This window comes from Pseudoalteromonas piscicida, assembly GCF_002208135.1.
Taxonomy (GTDB): domain Bacteria; phylum Pseudomonadota; class Gammaproteobacteria; order Enterobacterales; family Alteromonadaceae; genus Pseudoalteromonas; species Pseudoalteromonas piscicida_A.
This window is the reverse complement of record NZ_CP021646.1, coordinates 3,212,673-3,233,708: the sequence shown is the minus strand read 5'-3', so window position 1 is coordinate 3,233,708 and position 21,036 is coordinate 3,212,673. Positions and strand designations below refer to the sequence as shown.

Genomic DNA, 21,036 nt, shown 5'->3' with positions numbered 1-21,036 from the left:
ATTAATTATTTCGCTCCTGCCATTGCTCTACTATCTTTTCACAGCTTCTAAGTGCGAGTGCATGAATAGTGAGAGTAGGGTTAACGGAACTACCGGTGACAAATAACGAGGCACCTCCAATATATAAGTTATTGACACCATGCACTTTGCCAAAGGAATTAGTGACTGAAGTATGGGGTTATTCCCCATTCTCATGGTGCCCATTGGGTGCGCTTCAAACTCAGGGGAAATATGTACATTTGACGCATCTGCGGCATAAAGCACATCACGAATACGGTGTTGTGCTGCTTGAAGTGCCATTAAATCGTTGGGAAGGTAGTTGTAGGTCACTTTAGCTAGTGGCATGCCATACTGATCATACTCTCCCTCTACAAGCGTTATTCGATTATCTGGTGAGGGTAGCCCTTCAATGAAAGAAAGTAGCATTAAGCTGTTATTGTATTCTTTCATTATTGCCTTGAGCTCATGGCCATTCACTTGTACTAAAGGGTCAAGTGCAGCGACACCAGCACCTGAGCCATTAAGGCTCAGTAATGTATACCCTCCTGAATAGCCATTGTTAGTTCTATCTTCACAGAAATCTAAAGACATAATGTTTCCCATATTATGTCCAACAGACATCCTTAAATCTTGACCGGTTGTTCCCAGTCCAATAGTGCCGAGGTGGCAGAAAAAGTGGCGACCCACTTGATCGTATTGATTTCCAATACCAAAGGGATGTGCATCATTTGTAGATGAAAGCAGTAACCTTGGTGTCTCAATGGGGTTATTGCAAACAATAACAAACCGTGCACTGGCTTGATGACGTTCTCCTGTTGCTAAGTCCAAGTAGTTGACCGCTGAAATACGTTTACCATTTTGAGTAGTTTCTAATCGTGTCACCAAGGATTCGGTTTTTAGGGTTACTAGCCCTGTGCGCAAGGCCGGTTCAATCAGCACTTTATCCGCTTGGTATTTAGCATCTACACGGCATCCTGCTCGGCAGTGTCCACAATGCAAGCAAGAGGAACGGTTTTGATAGCTGACTGAATTGGTTGCAATACGCCCTGGCGCCCAGTTCATACCCAAGCGCTCAAATGCCTGCTTAAATAGTGCTGAACTTCTATAAAGATCAATCGGAGGGTTGGGTGGGGGTGGTGCTTTGGGTAAGTCCCACGCTGTGGTGCTCCCTGATACCCCCATTACACGCTCCGCTTCGTCATAATGTCTGGCGAGTGTTTTGTATTCAATTGGCCAATCTGCTACAGACGAAGACTGCGGAATTCCCCAGTTTGAGGCAAACTTAAAGTCATGTTCAAAAAAACGCAGTGCAACCGCTGTCCAAGCTAATGTACCACCGCCAACGGCTTGACCTAGATTAGGCGTTGCTCTAAATGCTTTACCCTCAACTTTGTATTGGTTGTTGTCCCAAAGTAGCTTAAATATCGCCAATTCACTCTCAAAAAAATCTTGTTTGTGATTGCGATAATGCGGACCTTTTTCAATCGCTAAAATGCGCAGACCTGCTGCGGCAAGTTTGGAAATGTAAACTGCACCAGCAGCCCCTGCGCCAATGACAATCGCATCATAATCAAATTCCATTTCGCTCTCCTTGTGACGTATATCCACCGGTATCAATCGAAGGGCCAGGCATGTTTATTGAAGCAGCCCCCTCGGGATGGCCATAATAATTAAGTACACACATCACGCGAAACGGCACCCAAAAGCTGGAAAATTCTTCTTTCCAGCTGATCTCATTCACCAACATCAATGCTTGTGCTTGAGAGACGCTAGCGCAATGAATATTGAATAGTTGAAAACAAAATTGGTCTACGGCATCAAGTGATTCTCTAAAGCTTGATTTTTTAAACTCTGGCCAATATTCGTAAACTAAGGCTATCATCTCAGCGACTGGTAACTCTTTCGCCCCAACAGTATCGGATGTAGGGATCACACCGACACAAAGTGCCTCAATGACTGAAATATGTTTTTGAGTCAGGTTCATGCGCTTGCCCTCGTTGTTCTTAACACTGCAATATCTTTATATCCGGTTTGAATATACTGATTTCTGGCTTTCGTTCTTTGAATTTTGCCAGAAGTTGTAACAGGAACCGCTTTGGTCGGAACCGCTATCATTTCATCTACTTTTAATGTGCTATGTGCAGCGATATGGGCAAATATTTGTTGATGAAGTTGCTCATGTAGGTGGACATGCTTTTCTTTTGACTCATACATCAAGACCGTTTTTACGTTGTTGTTCGTCGGTACAAAAAAGCATGCTACACGGCGAATTGGAAGTTCAGTAAGTTGTCGTACAAGCGCTTCGATGTCATAGGGAAATATATTTTCTCCGCGTAGGCATATCATTTCATCTTGACGGCCTGAGATGACTACCTGATTTGAAATAATAGCGGCAATATCTTTTGTAAACACATAACCTTTGGGATCGGTGATTGAGAGTTTCTTTCCATCAACATAGGCATGTTTTGCTATGCTATCTCCACGTAGCCACAGCTCCCCAAAACCCTGCTTATCTTTATTTCTGATTTCTATTTCTAGGCCATTAATAGGTTGTCCGTTGAGTATGACTTTTCTTTGATTAAGCAATGCGGTTTCATATGGTGTATTGGGACGCGAGACACTCACGCCTACCGTTGCTTCAGCAAGTCCATAAGATGGCGATAGTGCCGTAGCGGCTAAGCCGTAAGGAGATAACACTTCGTACAAGTTTTCCATTGCTTGCACAGAAATGGGCTCGGCACCAATTGACCACCATTGCACTGAACAAAGATCTAAATCCAGCGCTGCTTGTTTTTGCACTACCGCTTTATGTATATGTTCTAAGGCAAAGTTCGGCATACACATCGACGTTGCTTGGTGTTCACCTACCAGCTGTAAAAACTTAATTGGACGCTTTATAAAAGCCATGGGCAAGGTAATGATAAGATCATAACCTTGTAATAAACACAGCATGAAATTACAAATTAACCCGTAGTCATGGTACAGCGGCAGCCAAGTTAGAAAGGTTGGCTGCTTGTCAGTCTGAGTCGCACTGGCTAATGCTGCTGTATTTTCGACAATATTTCGATAGTTGATCACTATGCCTTTTGGCGCCGATGTGGAGCCAGAAGTGTATTGTATAAATGCTTCATCACTGTCAGCAAAAGAAGGTAATGTAATCGGTGAACTATCGCTCTCTAGACAGTTTGAAAATCCAGCAATATTAATAAATGTGATGTTTGCTGTTGCTAATTTATCAACGTCTCCTTGGCGACAAATAAAGTGCTCATGATGAGCCAGCATAGGCTCTACCCGAGCTGCAAACTGATTATCACCTGCGAGAGTTGCTGACGGTGGCATTGGCACCGGTACCGCGCCTATTTGTAATAGCGCAAACCAAGCAATAACAAACTCTTTGGTATTTTCCGCACAGAGTAACACCCGCGTTTTTTGTTTTATGCCTAATGCGCTTAACATCGGAATGAATGTTCTAGCTTGTTGCGCAATTTCAAAGTAAGTCAAAAATTCTTTGGTTTTTAAGTCACTTTGATAAAAATAGATCCCAGCTTGTTTTTCATTTAGGGCTGCAAGGAAAACGTCACGTGTTGGGGTCGAACTTGCGAGCTGATAACTTAAGCGCATACGGATGACTCCCTCTCAATAAATAAAGACAACTTCTCGACAGTGTTAATAGACTGAAAGTCGACATCAGGAAGTGACAGGTCAAATGAATCTTCAAGGTCGGAAAGTAGCTGCATTATCTTCAATGAATCCAGCCCCAAATCCTCAACTAATCTGCTTTGTGTGTGTACTTTGTTTTTTGTATATTTTTGTTCAAGAACAGTTAAAACTAATGTCTGTATCATCATGATTATTCCTTTGAAGTTATTGGTTTATTTCTTGATATAAGCGAGTAAATTCGACGATGGCTTTGTCAATATCAGCGGCTTTGTGGTTGGCCATCAGGCTAATACGAAATCCAGCTTCTTCTGGTGGAACTGCTGGTGGCATAATAGGATTGACGTATACCCCGCGTTTTAACAGGATGTTATAGGCGGCAAATGCCAAGGTTCCATGCCCAAGGATCAGGTGAATAATGGGGACGTTTTCACTGCCTTGTACATTGAAACCAATGTGTTTTAGTTTTTGAGACAGGTATTGTGTTAACTCTTTTAATTTTTCTCTTCGGTGTGGCTCTTCTTTAAATATGTTAATGCTCGCTAATACCGTTGCGCAGATACTGGCGGGTAAGCTTGCAGAGAAAATATGGCCGCTTCCGTGGTGCTTGATGTAGTCAATTACTTTTTTATCCCCAGAGACAAAGCCTCCAAGCGCCCCAAACGACTTAGAAAATGTCCCCATTATTAAATCGACGTCATTATCCAGCCCTGAGGCAACCGCCAACCCTTCGCCATAAACGCCGACAACGCCCATCGCATGAGATTCGTCCAGAAAAAGACGGCTATTAAAGGTTTTTTTAATTGTCACCAGTGCGTTAAGGTCGGCTGTGGTGCCTTCCATACTGAATACGGTATCGCTAACGATAAGCGATGGCCTATTTTGATTTCTTTGTAAAATTCGAGTGAGCTGCTGGTAGTCCTTGTGTGCATATACCTTGATTTGCGCCCCCGAAAGTTTAACTGCATCATATAAACTGCGATGATTTCTCTCATCCATCAACACCAAAGTATCTTTGTCTGCTATTGCAGAGAGTGCACTTAGGTTAGTTTGGTAGCCAGTACTACAAAGCAAGGCGGCTTGTTTATTGGTCAGGTTTGCTAAGGACTTTTCTAGTTTTGTGTGTAAATCAAGCGTGCCATTGAGTAAGGGGGAGCCAGAACAACCTGTTCCATAGTGCTGGGTCGCAGTGGTTGCAGCTTCAATTAAGCGAGGATCAGTATTAAGACCTAAATATGAATTAGTGCCAAGTAATATAATGTCTTCATTTTTTTCATTCTTTATAGTGGAATATTGTCCACTATAAAACTCAGGGTAAAAGCCATAAAGACCGGCAAGCTTGAGTTGTAGATTGTCGCTGTATTGCTTAGCCTTATAAAGTACATCGGTATGTGTAACACCATTAAGAAGTTGATGAATATAATCACGCCAGTATTGCTCATCTACTTCACTCACGTTGCCCGCTTTATCTGTAAAGCTTAACTTCTCAGCGTGGTGAATATTATCCGTGAGGGTTCTTGCAAGTGCTTCAGATAACTCTGGGTCATTTTTGTGTTTAACAAAAAATGCTTTTGGCTCGAGTGTCGCGCCTAGAAATAACTTAGGCGTATAATTTGTTATACCAAGTTCCAGACGTGCTTTTTTCAGCTCGATCATGCGCTTTATGCTCAGTAGTGACGCTGCCCGGTATAAATTAGCCGCTTTATAATGTTCGAAGTTATAATCAACGCCCCAATCAAGCATGATATAGTCATCATCGCCAATTAAGTTATACATAAAGGCGATTAATTCACCTTGATAGGTCAAGGTGATCACTTCACTGTTTTCTGGGCAGTTTAGCTGGGTCTGTAGAAAAAAATCAGCGGTTAGCTGTTCTCTACTATAGTCTTTCGAGTTTTTATTTACGTTTTGCCACAGCCGCTCCATTTCCTTGCTTAGATGCTTGAAATCTTTGGTTACCTCAACTTTGATGCCAAACTTCTCTTCTAGCTTTAAAGCCGATCTCATTTTGTTTCTTGTTTTACTGTTTTGAAAATCAAGGTACGCATCAAAAGTTGACCATTGATTATAAAGTACGGCATTTGTAAAACCTGAGCAGGGCAAGTAGCCGTATGGTTTGAGTAATGTGGCGAGGTATTCTATTTGTGAGGTGGGAATATCTCTAATTAAAAAGAAGTCGTTATGACATTCTCCTCCGAGCACTTCCATGGTTTCTATGGTTTTGATAAGAAACGCCTCAGCATTTGAGGTGGACTCAAATCCATCGCCTATCATAGTAAATAAACCAAGCTCAAATACTTTGAAGTCCATAAACTTGGGGAACCAAGCTTTGATAGGGGGATTATCTCGCTAAGACTTTGATCCGTGGTTGCAAAGTCAAAATCAACGACATAGCAATTAGCTCTAGCTGAGGCATCATGACTTTGATGATGGATATAAAAGTGAGCAAGGTTATTGAGTTTAGACTCTTCGACAATGTTTAAAAACTTGTGATCTAACCCTGTAGACTCTCCTGCTGAGTCCCACTTTTGTTCCTCTATTTCCGATAAGGATCGGTACACTGTTGTGGCTATTTCTTGTTGTTTATTTTCCATTGTTGTTCCTTGGAGTTGCGGTCAATTAAGGAACAACTTTGTACGTATTCTATTTTGTTTTTGGGTTTGTTTTTTTAATTGAATTAATTTTGATGATTTTGTGTTTATAAAGTGTTTTATTTTTGTTTTTCAATTGTTTCCTTTTTTTGCAGGTGTCGCTCGAATTTTACTCCTATTTTTTATTAGATTTGGCTTGTGTGGTTACAAATATTATATAAAAAAGATAATAAGCCTTTACTTAGAACTTTTACTCTAGATGCAGCCTTGTTGCTAACAGATAATTAGGAAGATTAAAAAGTCTGATTGAAATAATTTAAAACTAAAAATTAACAATGGTAATTTTTAGTTTTTTCTGATATTGATTTTTGGGGGACAAAAAAGCCTTGTTGTTTGGCGCTAATTCGAAGGGAAGAATATATCTATGTTCTGACTTTTTGAAAGTTCCCTCCTCAAAGATCATTCATTTCGATGGCGTCGTGATGTCGATGTTGATGTCGATATTCAATGTAATGATAGTGTCTACCGTGTGATTAATGTGCAAAGGCTGCTAAAGCTGAGCTATGGGGTTACACGCCTTCAACAATCATCTCTATGGCGTCATGGAGCCAATATTCAATATTGTAATCCACCAATGCTTGTTCGGCGTCATAGCGGGCGCGCAGTACTTTTAAGCAAGGTGCGCCGCTGTTCTTTTCTAATTTGTCGGCAACGTCATCGGGTAATACGGTGACGCTTATTACGCACTGTTCAAAGCTGACGTCAACTTGGTAGTGAGTCGACATTACTTCTGTGATTGAGCCATCCAGCGGTTGGTTGTGTAAGTCGGCAAAACGTTCGGCCGCACAATAAATCTGTTCCATCATTATTGCGCGACCATCTAACGCGCGTACTCGAGTTAATTCATACACAGGCTGGCCGTTAAAATGAGAGTGGCTAAACTCAGGCTCTGTGGACGGGGCATTAATTGCCACTACTTGAGTTGTTGGTGTAAAGCCTTGTTCAATGGCAAGGTGGTTAAAGTTCACTTTTTTAGCTGGATGCCATTTGAGTTTTTCTGGCGTGACAAACCAGCCGCGACGCTTTTGGCTAAAGATAAGTCCTTCGGCTTCTAGTCGTGCTAGGGCTTCACGGACGGTGATCCGTGTTGAGCTAAATGTTTCTTGCAGCGCACGCTCTGAAGGCAACTTGGCACCGGGCGTCATGCTGCCAGCGGCTAGCAGCGCTTGGATATGGTTTCGAATACGTTGATAAAGCAGCATAATTGAGTCGATAAAACCTTTTGTGACAAGCTTACTATCGTTTTATGACAGGATAAATAGACTTGTAAACTCAGATTGGCCTAACTCGCCAAATAGGCTTCTATCTGGCTAAACCAATAGCTACTAGGCAAAACGGCTAAATTTGGATCTTTCCCTAAATCATCAAAACGACGCAGCGCGATAATGGCGTCCAATTCTGGCAGCTTGGAGAATGCCGCAAGTTCTTCGCAGCTCATCTTTCCGCCTTGTCTTGCTAGAGTCAGTTGGCTGGCAGAAGAGAGGGTTTGGTAATACTCCTCATCAATACTGACGAGATAGCGTTTCGCATCTACGTGTTTGCGCACCAATATTGTCACCGAGGGGTCAAAACCAAGTTGAGTTAAGTGATCTGCTCCTAAATCGCCATGATTGCTATACCCTTGTGGGGTAAAATCTGGGTTATTCTGAGATTGAGCAACAAAATGGCCAATATCATGTAAAAATGCAGCGATTTGAGTCGCTTGCTCATAACCATTTTCTTTCGCTAGGGTGGCGCATTGCTCGGCATGGCAAATTTGGCTACATGCCTCGTCATAGGTGGCATGACCATATTGCTCGAATAGCTGTTTTATTTGTGCAATGGCATTCACTTTATATATTCCTGCTTTACGTTCGAGTCTAATTTTGCTGCGCTGCCACTAAGCTTGCTTAGCCAAACATCGAGTTTATGCGGTGGCGTGTTGTTATCCTCAGCGCTTTCTTTACGGCGAATGGCATTTCTCATCATTAAGGCCCCCACGGTGCGAAATGGCTCGACGGGAAACTGTTTAAGCGTTTGGTTGACCAAGGCGCAGTGACGCCAGTTGTTATGTTGACTAAGCAGTAGACTCGCTAAGATTTGTCCACCTAAATAGGATTGCACCACGCCGTTGCCCGAGTAACCACTGCCATAAAACACATTAGCTTGACCATTTAAATGACCAAAGAAAGGCATGCCAGAGACACTTCGGTCTGAAGGTCCGGTCCAGGTTCTTTCTATCTCAAGCTGATGATGTGCAAAGAAATGGCTAAATGAGCGTTCAAGAATGGCTTGATAACGGCTAGCACGGTGAAAGGTCTCTCTCACTTGGTTATTGAAACTAAAATAATTTCCGCCTTTGCCAAGCATTAATCGACCGCTTGAGGTGGTGCGGTAGTAATTCACAAAAATGCGTGCATCAATCACCGGAGCGCCGTGGTTCAACCCCATTGCTGCAAGCTTTTCAGACGCAGGGGTGGTGATCGCCATATCGCTCGAAACCAACACTACGCTGCGAGAAAACTGCGGCAATAAGCTTGGCAGCCAAGCGTTAACGGCAAATACCAGCTGATTGGCTCTGATCTCGCCTTTGTCTGTGGTAATGGTTAGCGTGTCTTGGCCTTGGTGCTTTAGGTAGCGGGTGTGTTCAAATACCTTGACCCCAAGGGTTTTTGCCACTTTCATCAGTCCACGCACAAGCTTGGCGGGTTGAACACTACCCCCGTGGGGGGAGTAAATTCCAGCAAGGTTAGCATTAGAACCGGTTGCTTGTAACTGCGCTTTATCCAGTGTTTGCCACGCATTAAGCTGGTGTTGCTCGAGTAGGGTGGTAATGGGGCCAAAGGCATTACGCTGGCTGTGATTAGAAGCCGTATAGTAAGTGCCATCGACGCGGCAATCACATTCAATCCCGTGTTTACTGGTAAAGGCTTTAATGTCATGAACGGCCTGTTCAGACTGGCGCACTAAAAAGCAGGCTTGTTCTAAGCCAAACGCTTTAATTAAGCTGGCAAATTTAGTCGACCATGTCAGCATAGCTCCGCCATTACGACCCGAAGCGCCTTGTCCACAGAGGTCTTTTTCAATAATGGCGATATTCAGCTCAGGTTTTTGCTTTTTCAGCGTTATGGCTGTCCAAAGGCCAGTAAAGCCGCCACCTATGATACAAACTTGGGTATCCAACGCGCCATGAGGCGGCGCGCTTACTGCGGCTTCAATATCGGCTTGAGTGATTGCTTCATCAAACCAAAAAGGCTGAAAACGCATTACGGGCGCTCTCCACGAGCGATACGAGCAGAAATATCCACCAAGACCATTTCGATGTCGGCTAGTGAATCAATCACATAATGCGCACCGGCTTCGCCAAGTTGCTGATAAGCGCTTAGTGAGCGTGCACTTTGTTCTTCGTGACCGAGCGCCGTCCATTCTTCTTCGCTAAGCCCCACCGCATTACCTGTTAAAGCAAGTCCAACTGTCCACATGCCGGCATTTAATCCCTCGCTTATTCCCGGCGCAGAGTCATCGACTTTTACGCATCCTGATACGCGATTAATTCCAAGTCGTTGTACGTTTTCTAATGCCATCCAAGGGCCTGGGCGAGAGCCAGCCGCACATTCATCACTGGCAACCACACAATCTGGCTGATAACCATAATCGGCAGCGGCAGGCACTAGTACATCCATCACAGGCTTGGGATACCCAGAACAACTACCAATCTTAACGCCTTGTTGTTGTAATCGTTTGATCACCGCAAGCACGCCCGGAATGGGGGCAGCTCGGTCGGCGACTTTTGCCTGTTGAAGCGGCATAAAGGTTTGATAAATATGATCAACATCTGCTGTACTCGGTGCCTGACCAAATTGCGTTATCCAGCGGGTGCGGACGCTGTTCATTTGTAGCAAGGTATTAATGTGATCCCATTTGCCCATTCCCATAGGACCGCGCGCTTCAGCTAAGGAAATATCAAATTGATACGCTTGCTTAAATGCTTCAACAAATATGCTGGTAGGGGCAATCGAACCATAGTCGACCACAGTACCTGCCCAATCCAAAATTAACGCTTCAATGTGTTTCATGTTGCTAAGACTCCTAGCTAGGAAATATGTGATGAAAGTGCCGTGGCGCGTAGTTGCGTTGACGCCTTACGTGGTCGCTTTAATTTCACGGCAAAATAAATAATTGAACTCACTACGAGGGCGCTTGCGATAAACGCCACCCAGTAGCAAGCCATGGTAAAAAAGTGCAGCCAACTGAGCTCAGGTGTGGCAAAAGTTTTATAGAGCAAAATGCCCACTGAGCCGATGTAGCCCGCCGAATCCGCCAGATAAATTAAAAAACCTGCGTTCGCAGTCGAGCCAACCGCTGAGATCATGCGGTCAAACAAAAAGCAGTTATAGGGGATATAACTGATATAAAGACCAGCCCCAGCAGTACCATCCAAGTTTTAGGATCTAGGCTTTGGGTTTGGTATAAATACGTACTGCCAGCCAGCAGTAAAGCCCCGAGTAAGACAAAGCCATGATTGGCAAAAAATGCGATGCGGTTATTTTTAATTAACACCAAAGCGGCAAGCGCAATGAGCACGATAAAGGCGATGCGGATCCCGGCATAAGCAAAAATCGCGGGTTCTTGCCCATAACCTAAGGCCTGCCAGATCTCGGCTGAGAAGTTATCTCTAAAGTCACGAAAGCCAGTAAAGAGTAAAAAGCTAAGCACCAGTACAGTTATTCCAAACCAATACTGTTTAAAAAACGCCAGCCGGGCTTTGCCATCCATTGGCGCGCGCTTTTGTCGTAATTGTTCATCTTCTTGTGTCGGCTCTGGGATGCTATTTAGACAAGCAACGCTAAGTACAAGCAGCGGCAGAAAAATCGCTCCGGTTGCTGCTGGCATCCACAGTTCAGGCACATTGAGTTCACTCACCAGCCATTTGCCTACGGTTCTGACCAATCCAGAGGCAAGAATAAAAGTCACGCTGAGTACCGCACCTAAGATTTCGGTGGTTTTACGACCTTCTAAAAAGCTAAAAACCAAACCCCAGATCATGCCAAGGGAGAGGCCATTGGCAAACAGCCAAACCAGATTCCAGCCCGTAGGAGTGATGGCAAATAGCACCAGAGCGAGCTCGGCGGCTAAAATCATACCCAAAATCGCACGGCCGCGATAATGATGCCGCATTTCAGCAATCACTTTAACGCCGATAAATTTCGCGCATAGGTAGCCAAACACTTGCGATAAAATCAGGGCAATTTTAAAGCTGACAACCCAGCTCGGGTCATCAAAGGCTTCATAGGTATTGACCGAAAATGGCTTACGAAAGGCGTACATACAAAAGTAAGTCATAAACGCACTGGTCGCGGCAAATAGCACAAAGCCGATACCTTGAGCGTCTTTTAGCCAGCGCGGGCGGGCGTTAAATAGGGTGATCTGCAACATCATAGGATCCTCGGTAATTCGAGGGCAATCCTTTGTGGATTGCCCGTCAACCGGTGTATACCAATCGGCTTAATCAAGTGAATTGGTATTAAAATTGGTAGTTAATGCCGACCATGCCGCGGATACCATAGTATTCCACCTGTAATGGACGACCTTGCTCACCTTGGTAGTACTGCAATGCTTCATTGGTGAGGTTACTCAGCTCTAGGTAAACTAACGTTTGTTCGTTAAGTTGGTATGACGTCGTAAAGTCGACGCTGGTATTGGCGCCATAGTAGCTATCCGACTGGCTATCACCGCCGTGCTCTTCGATATAAGCACCTTTATGATTAAGCGCTATTCGAGCTGCAAAACGGGTGTCGTCGTAATACAGCGTAAAGTTATAAAGCTCATTAGCTTGACGTGGAATAGCCACTTTTTCTGTGCGCTCTGGGATCTGCATTTCAGAATCCATAAAGGTCGCATTGGTCATTACTCCAAAGTTGCTCAAACTGTCAGAAATAAAACCAAGGTCGCGATTAAACGCCAGCTCAATGCCCGCAAGCCAAGCGCTATCGCCGTTTTCAGGACGGATAATGGTCACGCCTTGCTTGTTGTTGTAATTGCCAACGCTGGTGGCTTGGAAGATTGGGTCTTGGATATCTTTGTAGAATACCCCCGCAGAGACCAAACCAACGCGGTCAAAATAATGTTCCACCATCAAGTCGAGATTATTTGAGTAGGTAGGGTCGAGCGCTGGATTTCCTGAGTTAAGCTGGTTGTCTTGCTCAAGGTAAGTTGCGCCTGGTGTTAACGAACCAAAATCAGGACGGGCAAAGGTGCGAGTTAGTGCGAGGCGATAATTGGTATCGTCATTGGCACGATAGGTAACATGTAGTGCAGGTAAAATTGACCAATAATCATTGCTGTTGGTGGTATCAACAACTTTGTCTTCGTCGGCTAAATAAGTGTAACCAGACACTACTGTATCGGTGCGGGTAACGCGTAAGCCGCCTAATACTTCCCAGTTGTCGCTGGCTTGGTAAGTTGCCATACCGTAGAGCGAGGCGTGGGTTTCTTCAACATCAAAGTTTCTGCCCAGTGCTCCACCGTTGCTGATGAGTGCTGATTCACCCGCATCTAGCTTGAACTTATTGCGATTTTGCGTCCAAAACTGAGCAAGAGCATCGGTGGAAGCCACCTGCGACAACTGCGTGCGATAATCAAACTTGGCTTCGCTTAAGTAATCGCTGCGACCGGGTTGATCGCTTAAGGCAAAGTCTGCAAGCGTTGGCGCTGCGCCATATTGTTCGCTGTCCCACGCGTAAAATTCATCGGCAAAGTCAGCTTTGCGGACTTTGTCACGGTATTTCGCCCCAAATTTAACGGCTAGCTGGTTATTGTATTGCCAGTCAAAGTCGGCATTGGCCACCAGTCTGTCTTTTTCGTTGACGTAGACCTTGTATAGCTCAACCCAAGACAAGCCCATTTTGCTTGGATCGAGTGTAAAGCCCGAGGGGAAGTGATTACTGATGGCGTTCCAAGGGTCACTGCCGCCGTCTACTTGGTTGTAGGCATAATTTTTACCGGTATCGCGGTCTTCAAGTCCAACATATCCCACATTTTTTTGATCAAAACGGGCGACAAAATAGCTATTGTCTTCACTGTTGGGTTTGTCGCCATAGCGAAACTCATTTTCGTACGTGGCTAGTTGCCAAGAGAGCGTTTTATCAAAGCCAAAGTCATGTTCACCTGCAATTTCAAAGCCTTGCATTTCGGTGATGAGTTCGTTGCGAATATGCTGCAGCTCAGCACGGTCTTTATCAAAACGCAGCCTGTGCTTATAGTGGGTTTCATCATCAATCAGTGTGCCATATAGCGCGCTGGCGCTGAGCGTGCCGCTTTCAAGTTGATATTCCAGCGAGCCATTTAAGCCGTAAGTTTCACGGGTTCCGGTATAATCACGCAGCTCTAAACGGTAAATGCCTAAGCCATCGTTACCCCGGCGCGGCTCATAGTTATCGGTTGCCCAATCACGCTGCCACGCAGTGGCGTTAATGATAAAACCTAGCTTGTCGTCGAGTAGACGGTCGCCATACACCACATTGGCAGAATAATTTGTGCCATCGGCCAGTTCGTTTTGACCCACAGCAAAGTTGGTTTTGAGGATAAAGTCATCAGCGCCTTTTTTGGTCACGAAATTAACATTACCGCCAATCGCATCGCCTTCCATGTCAGGGGTGATAGCTTTAGACACTTCCACAAACTCAATCAATTCGCTTGGAAAAAAGTCGAACGCAGTGGCGCGGCTGGTGGTTTCTTCTTCTGCGGTTGGAAGGCGGTTACCGTTGATACTGGCCGAGCTCCACTGTGATGGTAAACCACGCACTGCAACAAAACGGCCTTCACCTTGGTCACGTTCTATCGACACACCTGGAATACGTTGCACGGCTTCAGCGGCATTTCTATCTGGTAATTTACCAATCCCATCGGCAGAAATGATACTTTTGATATTACTGGCATTTTTTTGGTTATTTGCAGCGGCCATTTCGCCACGGAAGATTTGCCCAACCGTGACCACTTCTTCCATCGCTTGTTGTTGGTTTAATAAGATTGGAGACAAGGTAGTGACTTTGCCATCAATCACCTCAACCTGAAGTTCAGTTTCCTGATAACCCATATATTTCACGACTAAGGTGTAGCGACCAGCATCCAGTTTTGGCAGTTCAAAGCGACCACGATAATCAGATACCGTGGATACATCTTGGCCTTTTACCGAGATAACTGCGCCAGACAGATTACTTTGTGGGTCTTTTACAACACCAATGAGTTTACCTGTCGCAGCATATAAGCTGGGACTGGTGGCGAGTAACACGGCAGCAGCGATTTGGGTTAGTTTTTTCATTGCTCTTTTCTCAAAAGTTTGGGTTAAGTTTTTTGGTCTAGTCCAGTTTGTTGCGGATAGAGTAATGACGGTTTTTTACAGTCCGATGACACAAAGGTGAAAAATTAACTTACTAACAGGAGGTGTTTTTGCAAACTCGGCTTACCTAGACTCGTAAGATTTGTCATACTCGTTTTATCAGCAGCAGGTTTTCAGTAAAGGAATGGCAACGTGATTTATGCTTTGATTGCGGCGATTGGACTTTCTCTTTTTATTTATAGCATCACAGCTCGACAACTAGATAGGGCGGAGCTCACTGCACCTATGTGGTTTGTGCTAACGGGTGGGGCGATAGGCTTTGTGCTTGGCAATATTGAGGGAGGGCAACAAGCTTTAGCGGTAGACATTAATGGCCTACAAACTTGGTTGCCGATTATTGAGCTGACGCTTGCGATTTATTTATTTTCCGATGCTGCAAAAACGCGATTACGGGTGTTATCTCACAGCTTCCAGTTACCGGTTAAGTTGTTACTCGGGCTGCCATTAACCATGGTATTTGGCGCTTGGGTGGCCCATGAGCTGTTTCAATTATCTTGGTTGGCTTGTTTTTTAATTGCAGTGATCATTACCCCAACTGATGCCACGTTATGCAAAACCTTCATTCAGGATAAGTCTGTGCCCACCAGATTACGCGAGGCAATCAATGTGGAAAGTGGCTTGAATGACGGCCTGTGTATTCCGGTATTTCTGTTTTTACTGGGTGTATTAGCAGAACGAATGCAAGCGACCACTGAGTCATTTGCTTGGATTTTTATTCGAGAAGTAGGGATAGCACTCGTTGTCGCGGGGTTACTGACCGGGGTAATCATTTGGTTACTTAAACGTGCCTATCAACATCATTATTTTGCCTCTAAAACCAGTCCTTTCCTCTTTGTTGGCATCGCATTTTTGGTTTTCTCCGCTACCCAAGCACTGCACGGCAGTGGTTTTATCGCCGCTTTTGTCAGTGGTTTGTTATTTGATAAATATTATCGTGATGAATTTAAAGATCAGCTTATCGAAGAAGGGGAGCACCTCGCCGAGTTTGCGGCTTTTATGATTTGGATTGTGTTTGGTCTGTCGGCCAGTGTGGTGCTATTGGCGGTAATCGAGTGGCAGGTTTGGGTGTACGCGGTGTTGGCAACCGCCTTGTTTAGATTGATCCCTGTGTTCCTCTGTTTATTAGGTGGCGACCTGACAACCAAAGAGCGCTTTACTTTAGCTTGGTTTGGTCCCAAGGGATTGGCTTCAGTGGTACTAACCTTAATGCTACTCAGCGAAGAGTTGCCAAATGGTTTGCAAATTACTCAAGTGGCAATGGCAACGGTGTTGTTGAGTATCTTTCTATTTGGACTATCCAGTCGACCCATTTCTAAATTATTTACCAGTACTTCTGGTCGAGAGTAATTACTCTAAAGCGCAACTGTTGTACCATGCAGTTGCGCATCTTAATTGTATTGTTATATTGTAACTCATTGTGAAATAAAATATTTTTTGTCACTTTGCTGAAATAAAAAAGTCATGCAACGCGCCTAGACTGTGCCCGCCTTACAGACAAATATTACGTTTCAGGAACAGTACAATGAATAAAAAGTTACTTACAGTTGCTATCTCTGCAATTCTACTTACCGCATGTGATGACGATACAAAAACCGTTGAGGTGATCAAAGAAGTTGAAGTCATCAAAGAAGTACCAGTGCAAGAAGTGACTCAAGTAAAGAATGTGATCCTTATGATCGGTGACGGTATGGGGCCACAGCAAGTTGGCTTACTTGAAGAGTATGCTCAGCGTGCGCCAAATTCAACTTATAACAACAAAGGCAATCAAACAGCGCTTTCTAAACTTGCTGCGGGTGGTCATTTAGGCCTTTCAATGAATGCACCGCATGGCGCCACTGGTAGTCTAGTGACTGACTCTGCCTGTTCGGCGACACAATTAGCTACTGGCCTTGCCGCAGGCTCAGAAATGATAGGTCTTGATGCCGATGGCAATAAAGTAGCGACTATCTTAGAGAAAGCCAAAGCTGCAGGCAAAGCGACGGGTCTTGTCTCTGATACGCGTATTACTCACGCCACACCAGCGGCATTTGCTGCACATATGCCGCACCGTTCATACGAAGCTGAAATCGCTGAGCAATTGGTTCGCTCTGGCAGCGTTGATGTGATGTTATCTGGTGGCGCACGGGTATTCGTACCAAAGAGCACGCCTGACAACGCTGAAGTAAAAGCACAGCTTGACGCGCTTGGTATGCCTAGCAGCGTATACAAAAAATCAAAGCGTGGAGATGAAACTAACCTAGTTGTTGAAGCAAAAGAGCAACATGGTTATGGCCTTGCATTTGATAAAGCACAATTAAGCAGCTTTGAAGGCGAAAAAGTATTAGGTCTATTCGCAAACTCTGGTATGAGCGACGCAATTGCTTACAAAGCATGTCAACAAAGCAACAGTTGTACTCAGCCTTCATTAAAAGAAATGACGGTGAAAGCGCTTGATATTTTGTCTAAAGATGAAGATGGCTTTTTCTTAATGATTGAAGGTGGTCAAATTGACTGGGCAGGCCACGCAAACGATGCGGGCTGGATGTTAAACGAGTTGCTTAAATTTGATGAAGCTGTTGAAGCTGTTCATGAGTGGGTAAAAGACCGTAACGACACCCTAGTTGTTGTGACTGCGGATCACGAAACGGGTAGTTTTGGCTTTAGTTATTCAAAACATGAGCGTCCAGAAGCACAGACGCTGTCTGGCGATGGCATGTATGTAAATGGTGTTGCTAAAGAATATCATCCCAAATTTAACTTTGGCCCGCTTGCGCAACTAGACAAGCTTTACGCGCAAACAGGCACTTTCTTCGATATCCTTGCAGAAGCTGCGCCTGATGAAGCCTATGAGAATGTATCGGGCCCAACTTGGAAAGCGACCATTGAAGATATGACGGCTTACACGGTGACGCTAGATAATGCTACAAAAGTCGGTCAGAGTGTATACGATGAAAATAGCGCTGATATGATCCCAGCGTTTGAAGACTTTAGTGATTTCTACGTATACGCCAAAGAAGACTACACTGGAAAAATCGCTCGCGCGATTGCTTCAGAGCAAAGCGTAGTGTGGGGTACCGGCACGCATACGGCTGCACCAGTACCAGTTTATACGTTCGGCCCTGCTGGCGTCACTAAGCAGTTCTCAACCATGCAGCACCATGTGGACGTTGCAAACAAAATGATGACTGCGCTAGGTTTAACTGAATAAACCAAGTACCTAGATTTAAGTAACTTCAGATTAAGTACTAAGCCACAGTAATGTGGCTTTTTTCTGTCATTAAGGTCAGAAACTCACGCTGTGGTAGCGGTTTCGAATAGTAATAACCTTGGCCGAAATCACATCCAGCTTGTTTTAATAGCTGATGCTGAGTCGCGGTTTCAACGCCTTCTGCAATGACTTTTAAGCCCAGTCGGTGGGCCATCAAAATAATGGTTTCACACAGGGTTAAATCATCTGCATTGGTTGCAATGCCATCGACGAAGCGTTTATCAATTTTCACAAAGTGACAATCTAATTGTTTTAGATACGCAAGTGACGAGTAACCCGTACCAAAGTCATCTAACGCAAATTGAAAACCTTGCTGCTTTAAGCGTTCAACCCGCTGCTTAGTACGGCTATCATTGTGCATCATCATGCCTTCCGTGACTTCTAACACTACGTGCTCAGCGGGGATCGCAAGCGTCGTGAGTTTGTCACTCCAACTTGCTAAGGTGCAATTTTTAGCGGCAAATTGGACTGGTGACACATTGATGCTAATTTGTGTCGTATGACCTAAGTGCTGCAGTTGCGTCAGCGTATCAACGGACTGCGCAAATGCTAAATCACCAATATGATGAATGAGCTGGGTTTCTTCGGCTAATGGAATAAACTCAGCCGGACTAACCATACCTTGCTCTGGGTGTCGCCAGCGGATCAAAGCCTCGGCTTTGGCGACGCGATTATCGTCAAGTGATACGATTGGCTGGTAGTGCATTTCAAATTGATTTTTGTGTAGCGCAGCACGAATACCTTTGAGCATTTGCATTCTAGATTCCGCGACTTTACGTAAGGTATCGTCAAAAATCACGTAGCCATTACGACCTTGCTGCTTTGCTCGATACATTGCTTGGTCTGCAGCCTTTAATAGGGCTTCTGCACCATTACCATCTGTTGGTGCGGTGGCAATTCCTATACTTGCGGTGATATGACACTGCTCATCTTTGATCTCAAACGGCTGTTTGAATGCGGACTGGATCTGAGCTGCTAGTGCTTTGCACTTTGCTTTATGTTCGTCATCCTCCAACACAAAGACAAACTCATCACCTCCAATGCGGGATAAAAACGCATGCGGAGCTATACTCTTTAAACGTTGTGCGACTAACTTTAATAGTAAGTCGCCGTAATAATGGCCTAAAGTGTCGTTAATATCCTTGAAGTTGTCGAGATCGAGTAACAGCACGGCGGTTTGTTGTTGTCCGCTGGCAACCTGCTTTTTTAAGTGCTTTTTAAGTCCTACACGGTTGTGAAGATCGGTTAATTCGTCAAAATGTGCTTGTTTCCAGATCAGCGCATCTTTACGCTTAACTTCGGTAATATCGGTGAAGATCGCGACGCGGCGATAGATCTCACGGTTGCTATCATAAACGCTATCAATAGTTAGCCATTCGGTGTAGAGCTCGCCATTTTTCTTACGGTTGACAATCTCACCTTGCCAACGGCCATGTTCGTTAAGCTGCTGCCACATTAACTCGTAAAAGCTACGGTCGTGTTGACCCGACCCCAACATGGCAGTGGACTTACCTAGCACCTCTGAGCGTGAGTAACCAGTTACACGCGTAAAGGCGAGGTTGACGTCTAAGATAAAGCCATTGGCATCCGTGATGATCATGCACTCACTACTATTGTTGTACACCAATGCTGCAAGGTTTAATGCCTCTTCTTGATGCTTACGTTGGCTAATATCGCGGAAAATCAACAACGCCTGAGGGTGTGATTCAATGGCGCACAGGCGACATTCAACCACTTGATTGCTGGTTGGAGAAAACTCAAGTTGCACATAGGTTTTATCGTTTAGCAGAGCAAGTTCTGCTCGGATCCGCTTATAGATATGTTCTGGGAGTAACTCTCTAAGCGTTTGTGCCTTATCGGTATAATCACCATAGCGAGATAAGATCTGAGCCTGCTGATCTAAGCGCACATAGCTATCGGGGAGTGCATTAATCAAGGCTTTTACAACGGCAAGTCTATGATTTGCATTGTCTTCAGCGGCTAGGCGTGTTTGCGCCATATGAGCAAAGCGTTCGGCGATATGCTCAAACTCGCTGGGTACTTTGGTAGCGTCAAAACGGGAGTCTTGCTTGCCCGATTCAAGCTTTGCAATAGCATGTTTGAGTGCACCAAGCGGTTTTAAAAGTTGTTGTTTTAATTGCCAGTGAGTTTGCCAAAACAAAATACACACAAGCGCAAAGAAGACACCTAAAAAAAGCGCAAAACGCTTGTCGATACTGCTCAATTGGGACTCAAAATCGAAACTAAAATAGATTTGTAAAGCTCGGTTGCTGTTATTGAGTGATTGCTTTACATACACCAAGCGGTTGCCTTCAGGGGTCTTTAGTAGTGTTGCGTGTGTGCTTAAATTGCTGGGCCAAGAACTGCTAACAGCACGGCCAAGTTCAGCATTTGCAGCTGGATATTGCGCAATGATTTGCGCTTTAGCATCGGCAATCATCACCCGAGTACCAACAGGAAGAGGCAGTTTTGCGAGAGTCTGGCTCCAATGCGTTAGGCCTTTCACCGCAACAAGCATAAACAAAAATTGTTGTTGATCATCGTATATCGGTAGCGCAAAGTTGACCGTTGCACGCTGCATGCTGCGGTCAATTTGATATTCACCAATACTAAATTGCGCAGTACGCATTGCAACTTTAAAGTAACTACGATCGGCGATATTGATCTCACGTTGATCTGCTTGATGCGTAGTACAAAGTACGTTCCCTTGCGCGTCAACAATACCAAGGTTAGCTAGGTTGGGGCTGAGCAGCATCGCATGATAAAGCAGCGGCGGGCACTTGCCGTGCTCTACAGTAAGATGGTCAATACGGGTCGATAGTTGCTGTAATACTTGTTCTGTATCTGCGAGTTCTACCTGTTGGATCGCCGCAACTTGTTTGGCGTAATACAGCGCCTGTTGTGACTGTTGTGTTAATGCCTGCTGACGTTGCTCACATAATAGAAATAAAATAATGATCAGACATGGCAGGCAAAGTAGAACTAGTAAGCGATAAAATCGAAACTGTATTGAAGATTTCAGAATAATCCCACCCATGGAGCTGATCAGAGAGCGCGAATGATACCGAATCAAGTAGGGACAACCAAGTAAATTTGCATAAATA

General features: G+C 44.6%; 13 protein-coding genes and 2 pseudogenes. 2 read left to right on the top strand and 13 right to left on the bottom strand.

All coding sequences use genetic code 11. The features are described 5' to 3' along the window. Position 1 precedes the first annotated feature (1 nt). The 12 genes and pseudogenes from B1L02_RS14965 to B1L02_RS14910 form a co-directional block, all read right to left on the bottom strand. Positions 2 to 1,581: pseudogene (locus tag B1L02_RS14965) on the bottom strand (GMC family oxidoreductase). Then, positions 1,571 to 1,984: a gluconate 2-dehydrogenase subunit 3 family protein gene (locus tag B1L02_RS14960; protein WP_088531669.1), complete on the bottom strand. Its 414-nt coding sequence runs from the start codon at positions 1,982 to 1,984 to the stop codon at positions 1,571 to 1,573. The pseudogene B1L02_RS14965 and the gene B1L02_RS14960 overlap by 11 nt, the downstream one beginning before the upstream one ends. Beyond that, complete coding sequence (locus tag B1L02_RS14955; protein ID WP_088531668.1) at positions 1,981 to 3,621, bottom strand: AMP-binding protein; 1,641 nt, start codon at positions 3,619 to 3,621, stop codon at positions 1,981 to 1,983. Before B1L02_RS14955 ends, B1L02_RS14960 begins: the two co-directional genes overlap by 4 nt. Next, positions 3,612 to 3,848, bottom strand: coding sequence for an acyl carrier protein (locus B1L02_RS14950; protein ID WP_088531667.1), 237 nt, complete (start codon positions 3,846 to 3,848; stop codon positions 3,612 to 3,614). Before B1L02_RS14950 ends, B1L02_RS14955 begins: the two co-directional genes overlap by 10 nt. Before the next feature lie 16 nt (positions 3,849 to 3,864). After that, positions 3,865 to 5,967 (bottom strand): aminotransferase class I/II-fold pyridoxal phosphate-dependent enzyme, encoded by a 2,103-nt coding sequence (locus B1L02_RS14945; RefSeq protein ID WP_088531666.1) that lies wholly within the window; start codon positions 5,965 to 5,967, stop codon positions 3,865 to 3,867. Beyond that, positions 5,928 to 6,251, bottom strand: coding sequence for a hypothetical protein (locus tag B1L02_RS14940; RefSeq protein ID WP_088531665.1), 324 nt, complete (start codon positions 6,249 to 6,251; stop codon positions 5,928 to 5,930). Before B1L02_RS14940 ends, B1L02_RS14945 begins: the two co-directional genes overlap by 40 nt. A 566-nt stretch (positions 6,252 to 6,817) precedes the next feature. Next, positions 6,818 to 7,510 (bottom strand): UTRA domain-containing protein, encoded by a 693-nt coding sequence (locus B1L02_RS14935; protein ID WP_088531664.1) that lies wholly within the window; start codon positions 7,508 to 7,510, stop codon positions 6,818 to 6,820. An 80-nt stretch (positions 7,511 to 7,590) separates the two neighbouring features. Next, positions 7,591 to 8,139 carry an HD domain-containing protein gene (locus tag B1L02_RS14930; protein WP_088531663.1) on the bottom strand — a complete coding sequence of 183 codons (549 nt, stop codon included), beginning with the start codon at positions 8,137 to 8,139 and terminating at the stop codon, positions 7,591 to 7,593. Next, on the bottom strand, positions 8,136 to 9,554 hold the full coding sequence (locus B1L02_RS14925; RefSeq protein WP_088531662.1) for an FAD-dependent oxidoreductase: 1,419 nt from the start codon (positions 9,552 to 9,554) through the stop codon (positions 8,136 to 8,138). The genes B1L02_RS14930 and B1L02_RS14925 overlap by 4 nt, the downstream gene beginning before the upstream one ends. Then, positions 9,554 to 10,363 carry a phosphonoacetaldehyde hydrolase gene (gene phnX / locus B1L02_RS14920; RefSeq protein WP_088531661.1) on the bottom strand — a complete coding sequence of 270 codons (810 nt, stop codon included), beginning with the start codon at positions 10,361 to 10,363 and terminating at the stop codon, positions 9,554 to 9,556. Before phnX ends, B1L02_RS14925 begins: the two co-directional genes overlap by 1 nt. A 17-nt stretch (positions 10,364 to 10,380) precedes the next feature. Beyond that, positions 10,381 to 11,615, bottom strand: a pseudogene (locus B1L02_RS14915) (DUF5690 family protein). Positions 11,616 to 11,811: 196 nt separating this feature from the next. Then, positions 11,812 to 14,607: a TonB-dependent receptor gene (locus tag B1L02_RS14910; protein WP_088531660.1), complete on the bottom strand. Its 2,796-nt coding sequence runs from the start codon at positions 14,605 to 14,607 to the stop codon at positions 11,812 to 11,814. A gap of 210 nt (positions 14,608 to 14,817) precedes the next feature. Between B1L02_RS14910 and B1L02_RS14905 the strand changes: the two genes are divergently transcribed. Further along, a complete protein-coding gene (locus B1L02_RS14905; protein WP_088531659.1) occupies positions 14,818 to 16,032 on the top strand; it encodes a cation:proton antiporter in 1,215 nt (404 codons plus the stop codon). A gap of 175 nt (positions 16,033 to 16,207) precedes the next feature. Further along, complete coding sequence (locus tag B1L02_RS14900) at positions 16,208 to 17,872, top strand: alkaline phosphatase (protein WP_088531658.1); 1,665 nt, start codon at positions 16,208 to 16,210, stop codon at positions 17,870 to 17,872. A 37-nt stretch (positions 17,873 to 17,909) separates the two neighbouring features. Here B1L02_RS14900 and B1L02_RS14895 read toward each other — a convergent pair whose 3' ends face one another. Beyond that, positions 17,910 to 20,969, bottom strand: coding sequence for an EAL domain-containing protein (locus B1L02_RS14895; protein ID WP_223191992.1), 3,060 nt, complete (start codon positions 20,967 to 20,969; stop codon positions 17,910 to 17,912). Positions 20,970 to 21,036: the final 67 nt, after the last annotated feature.

Bases quoted from the DNA above. Each gene is read 5' to 3' on its own strand.
- B1L02_RS14955 (WP_088531668.1), bottom strand. From the start codon at position 3,621: ATGCGCTTAAGTTATCAGCTCGCAAGTTCGACCCCAACACGTGACGTT.
- B1L02_RS14900 (WP_088531658.1), top strand. From the start codon at position 16,208: ATGAATAAAAAGTTACTTACAGTTGCTATCTCTGCAATTCTACTTACC.
- B1L02_RS14950 (WP_088531667.1), bottom strand. From the start codon at position 3,848: ATGATGATACAGACATTAGTTTTAACTGTTCTTGAACAAAAATATACA.
- B1L02_RS14935 (WP_088531664.1), bottom strand. From the start codon at position 7,510: ATGCTGCTTTATCAACGTATTCGAAACCATATCCAAGCGCTGCTAGCC.
- B1L02_RS14945 (WP_088531666.1), bottom strand. From the start codon at position 5,967: ATGGACTTCAAAGTATTTGAGCTTGGTTTATTTACTATGATAGGCGAT.
- B1L02_RS14940 (WP_088531665.1), bottom strand. From the start codon at position 6,251: ATGGAAAATAAACAACAAGAAATAGCCACAACAGTGTACCGATCCTTA.
- B1L02_RS14960 (WP_088531669.1), bottom strand. From the start codon at position 1,984: ATGAACCTGACTCAAAAACATATTTCAGTCATTGAGGCACTTTGTGTC.
- B1L02_RS14895 (WP_223191992.1), bottom strand. From the start codon at position 20,969: ATGGGTGGGATTATTCTGAAATCTTCAATACAGTTTCGATTTTATCGC.
- phnX (WP_088531661.1), bottom strand. From the start codon at position 10,363: ATGAAACACATTGAAGCGTTAATTTTGGATTGGGCAGGTACTGTGGTC.
- B1L02_RS14925 (WP_088531662.1), bottom strand. From the start codon at position 9,554: ATGCGTTTTCAGCCTTTTTGGTTTGATGAAGCAATCACTCAAGCCGAT.
- B1L02_RS14910 (WP_088531660.1), bottom strand. From the start codon at position 14,607: ATGAAAAAACTAACCCAAATCGCTGCTGCCGTGTTACTCGCCACCAGT.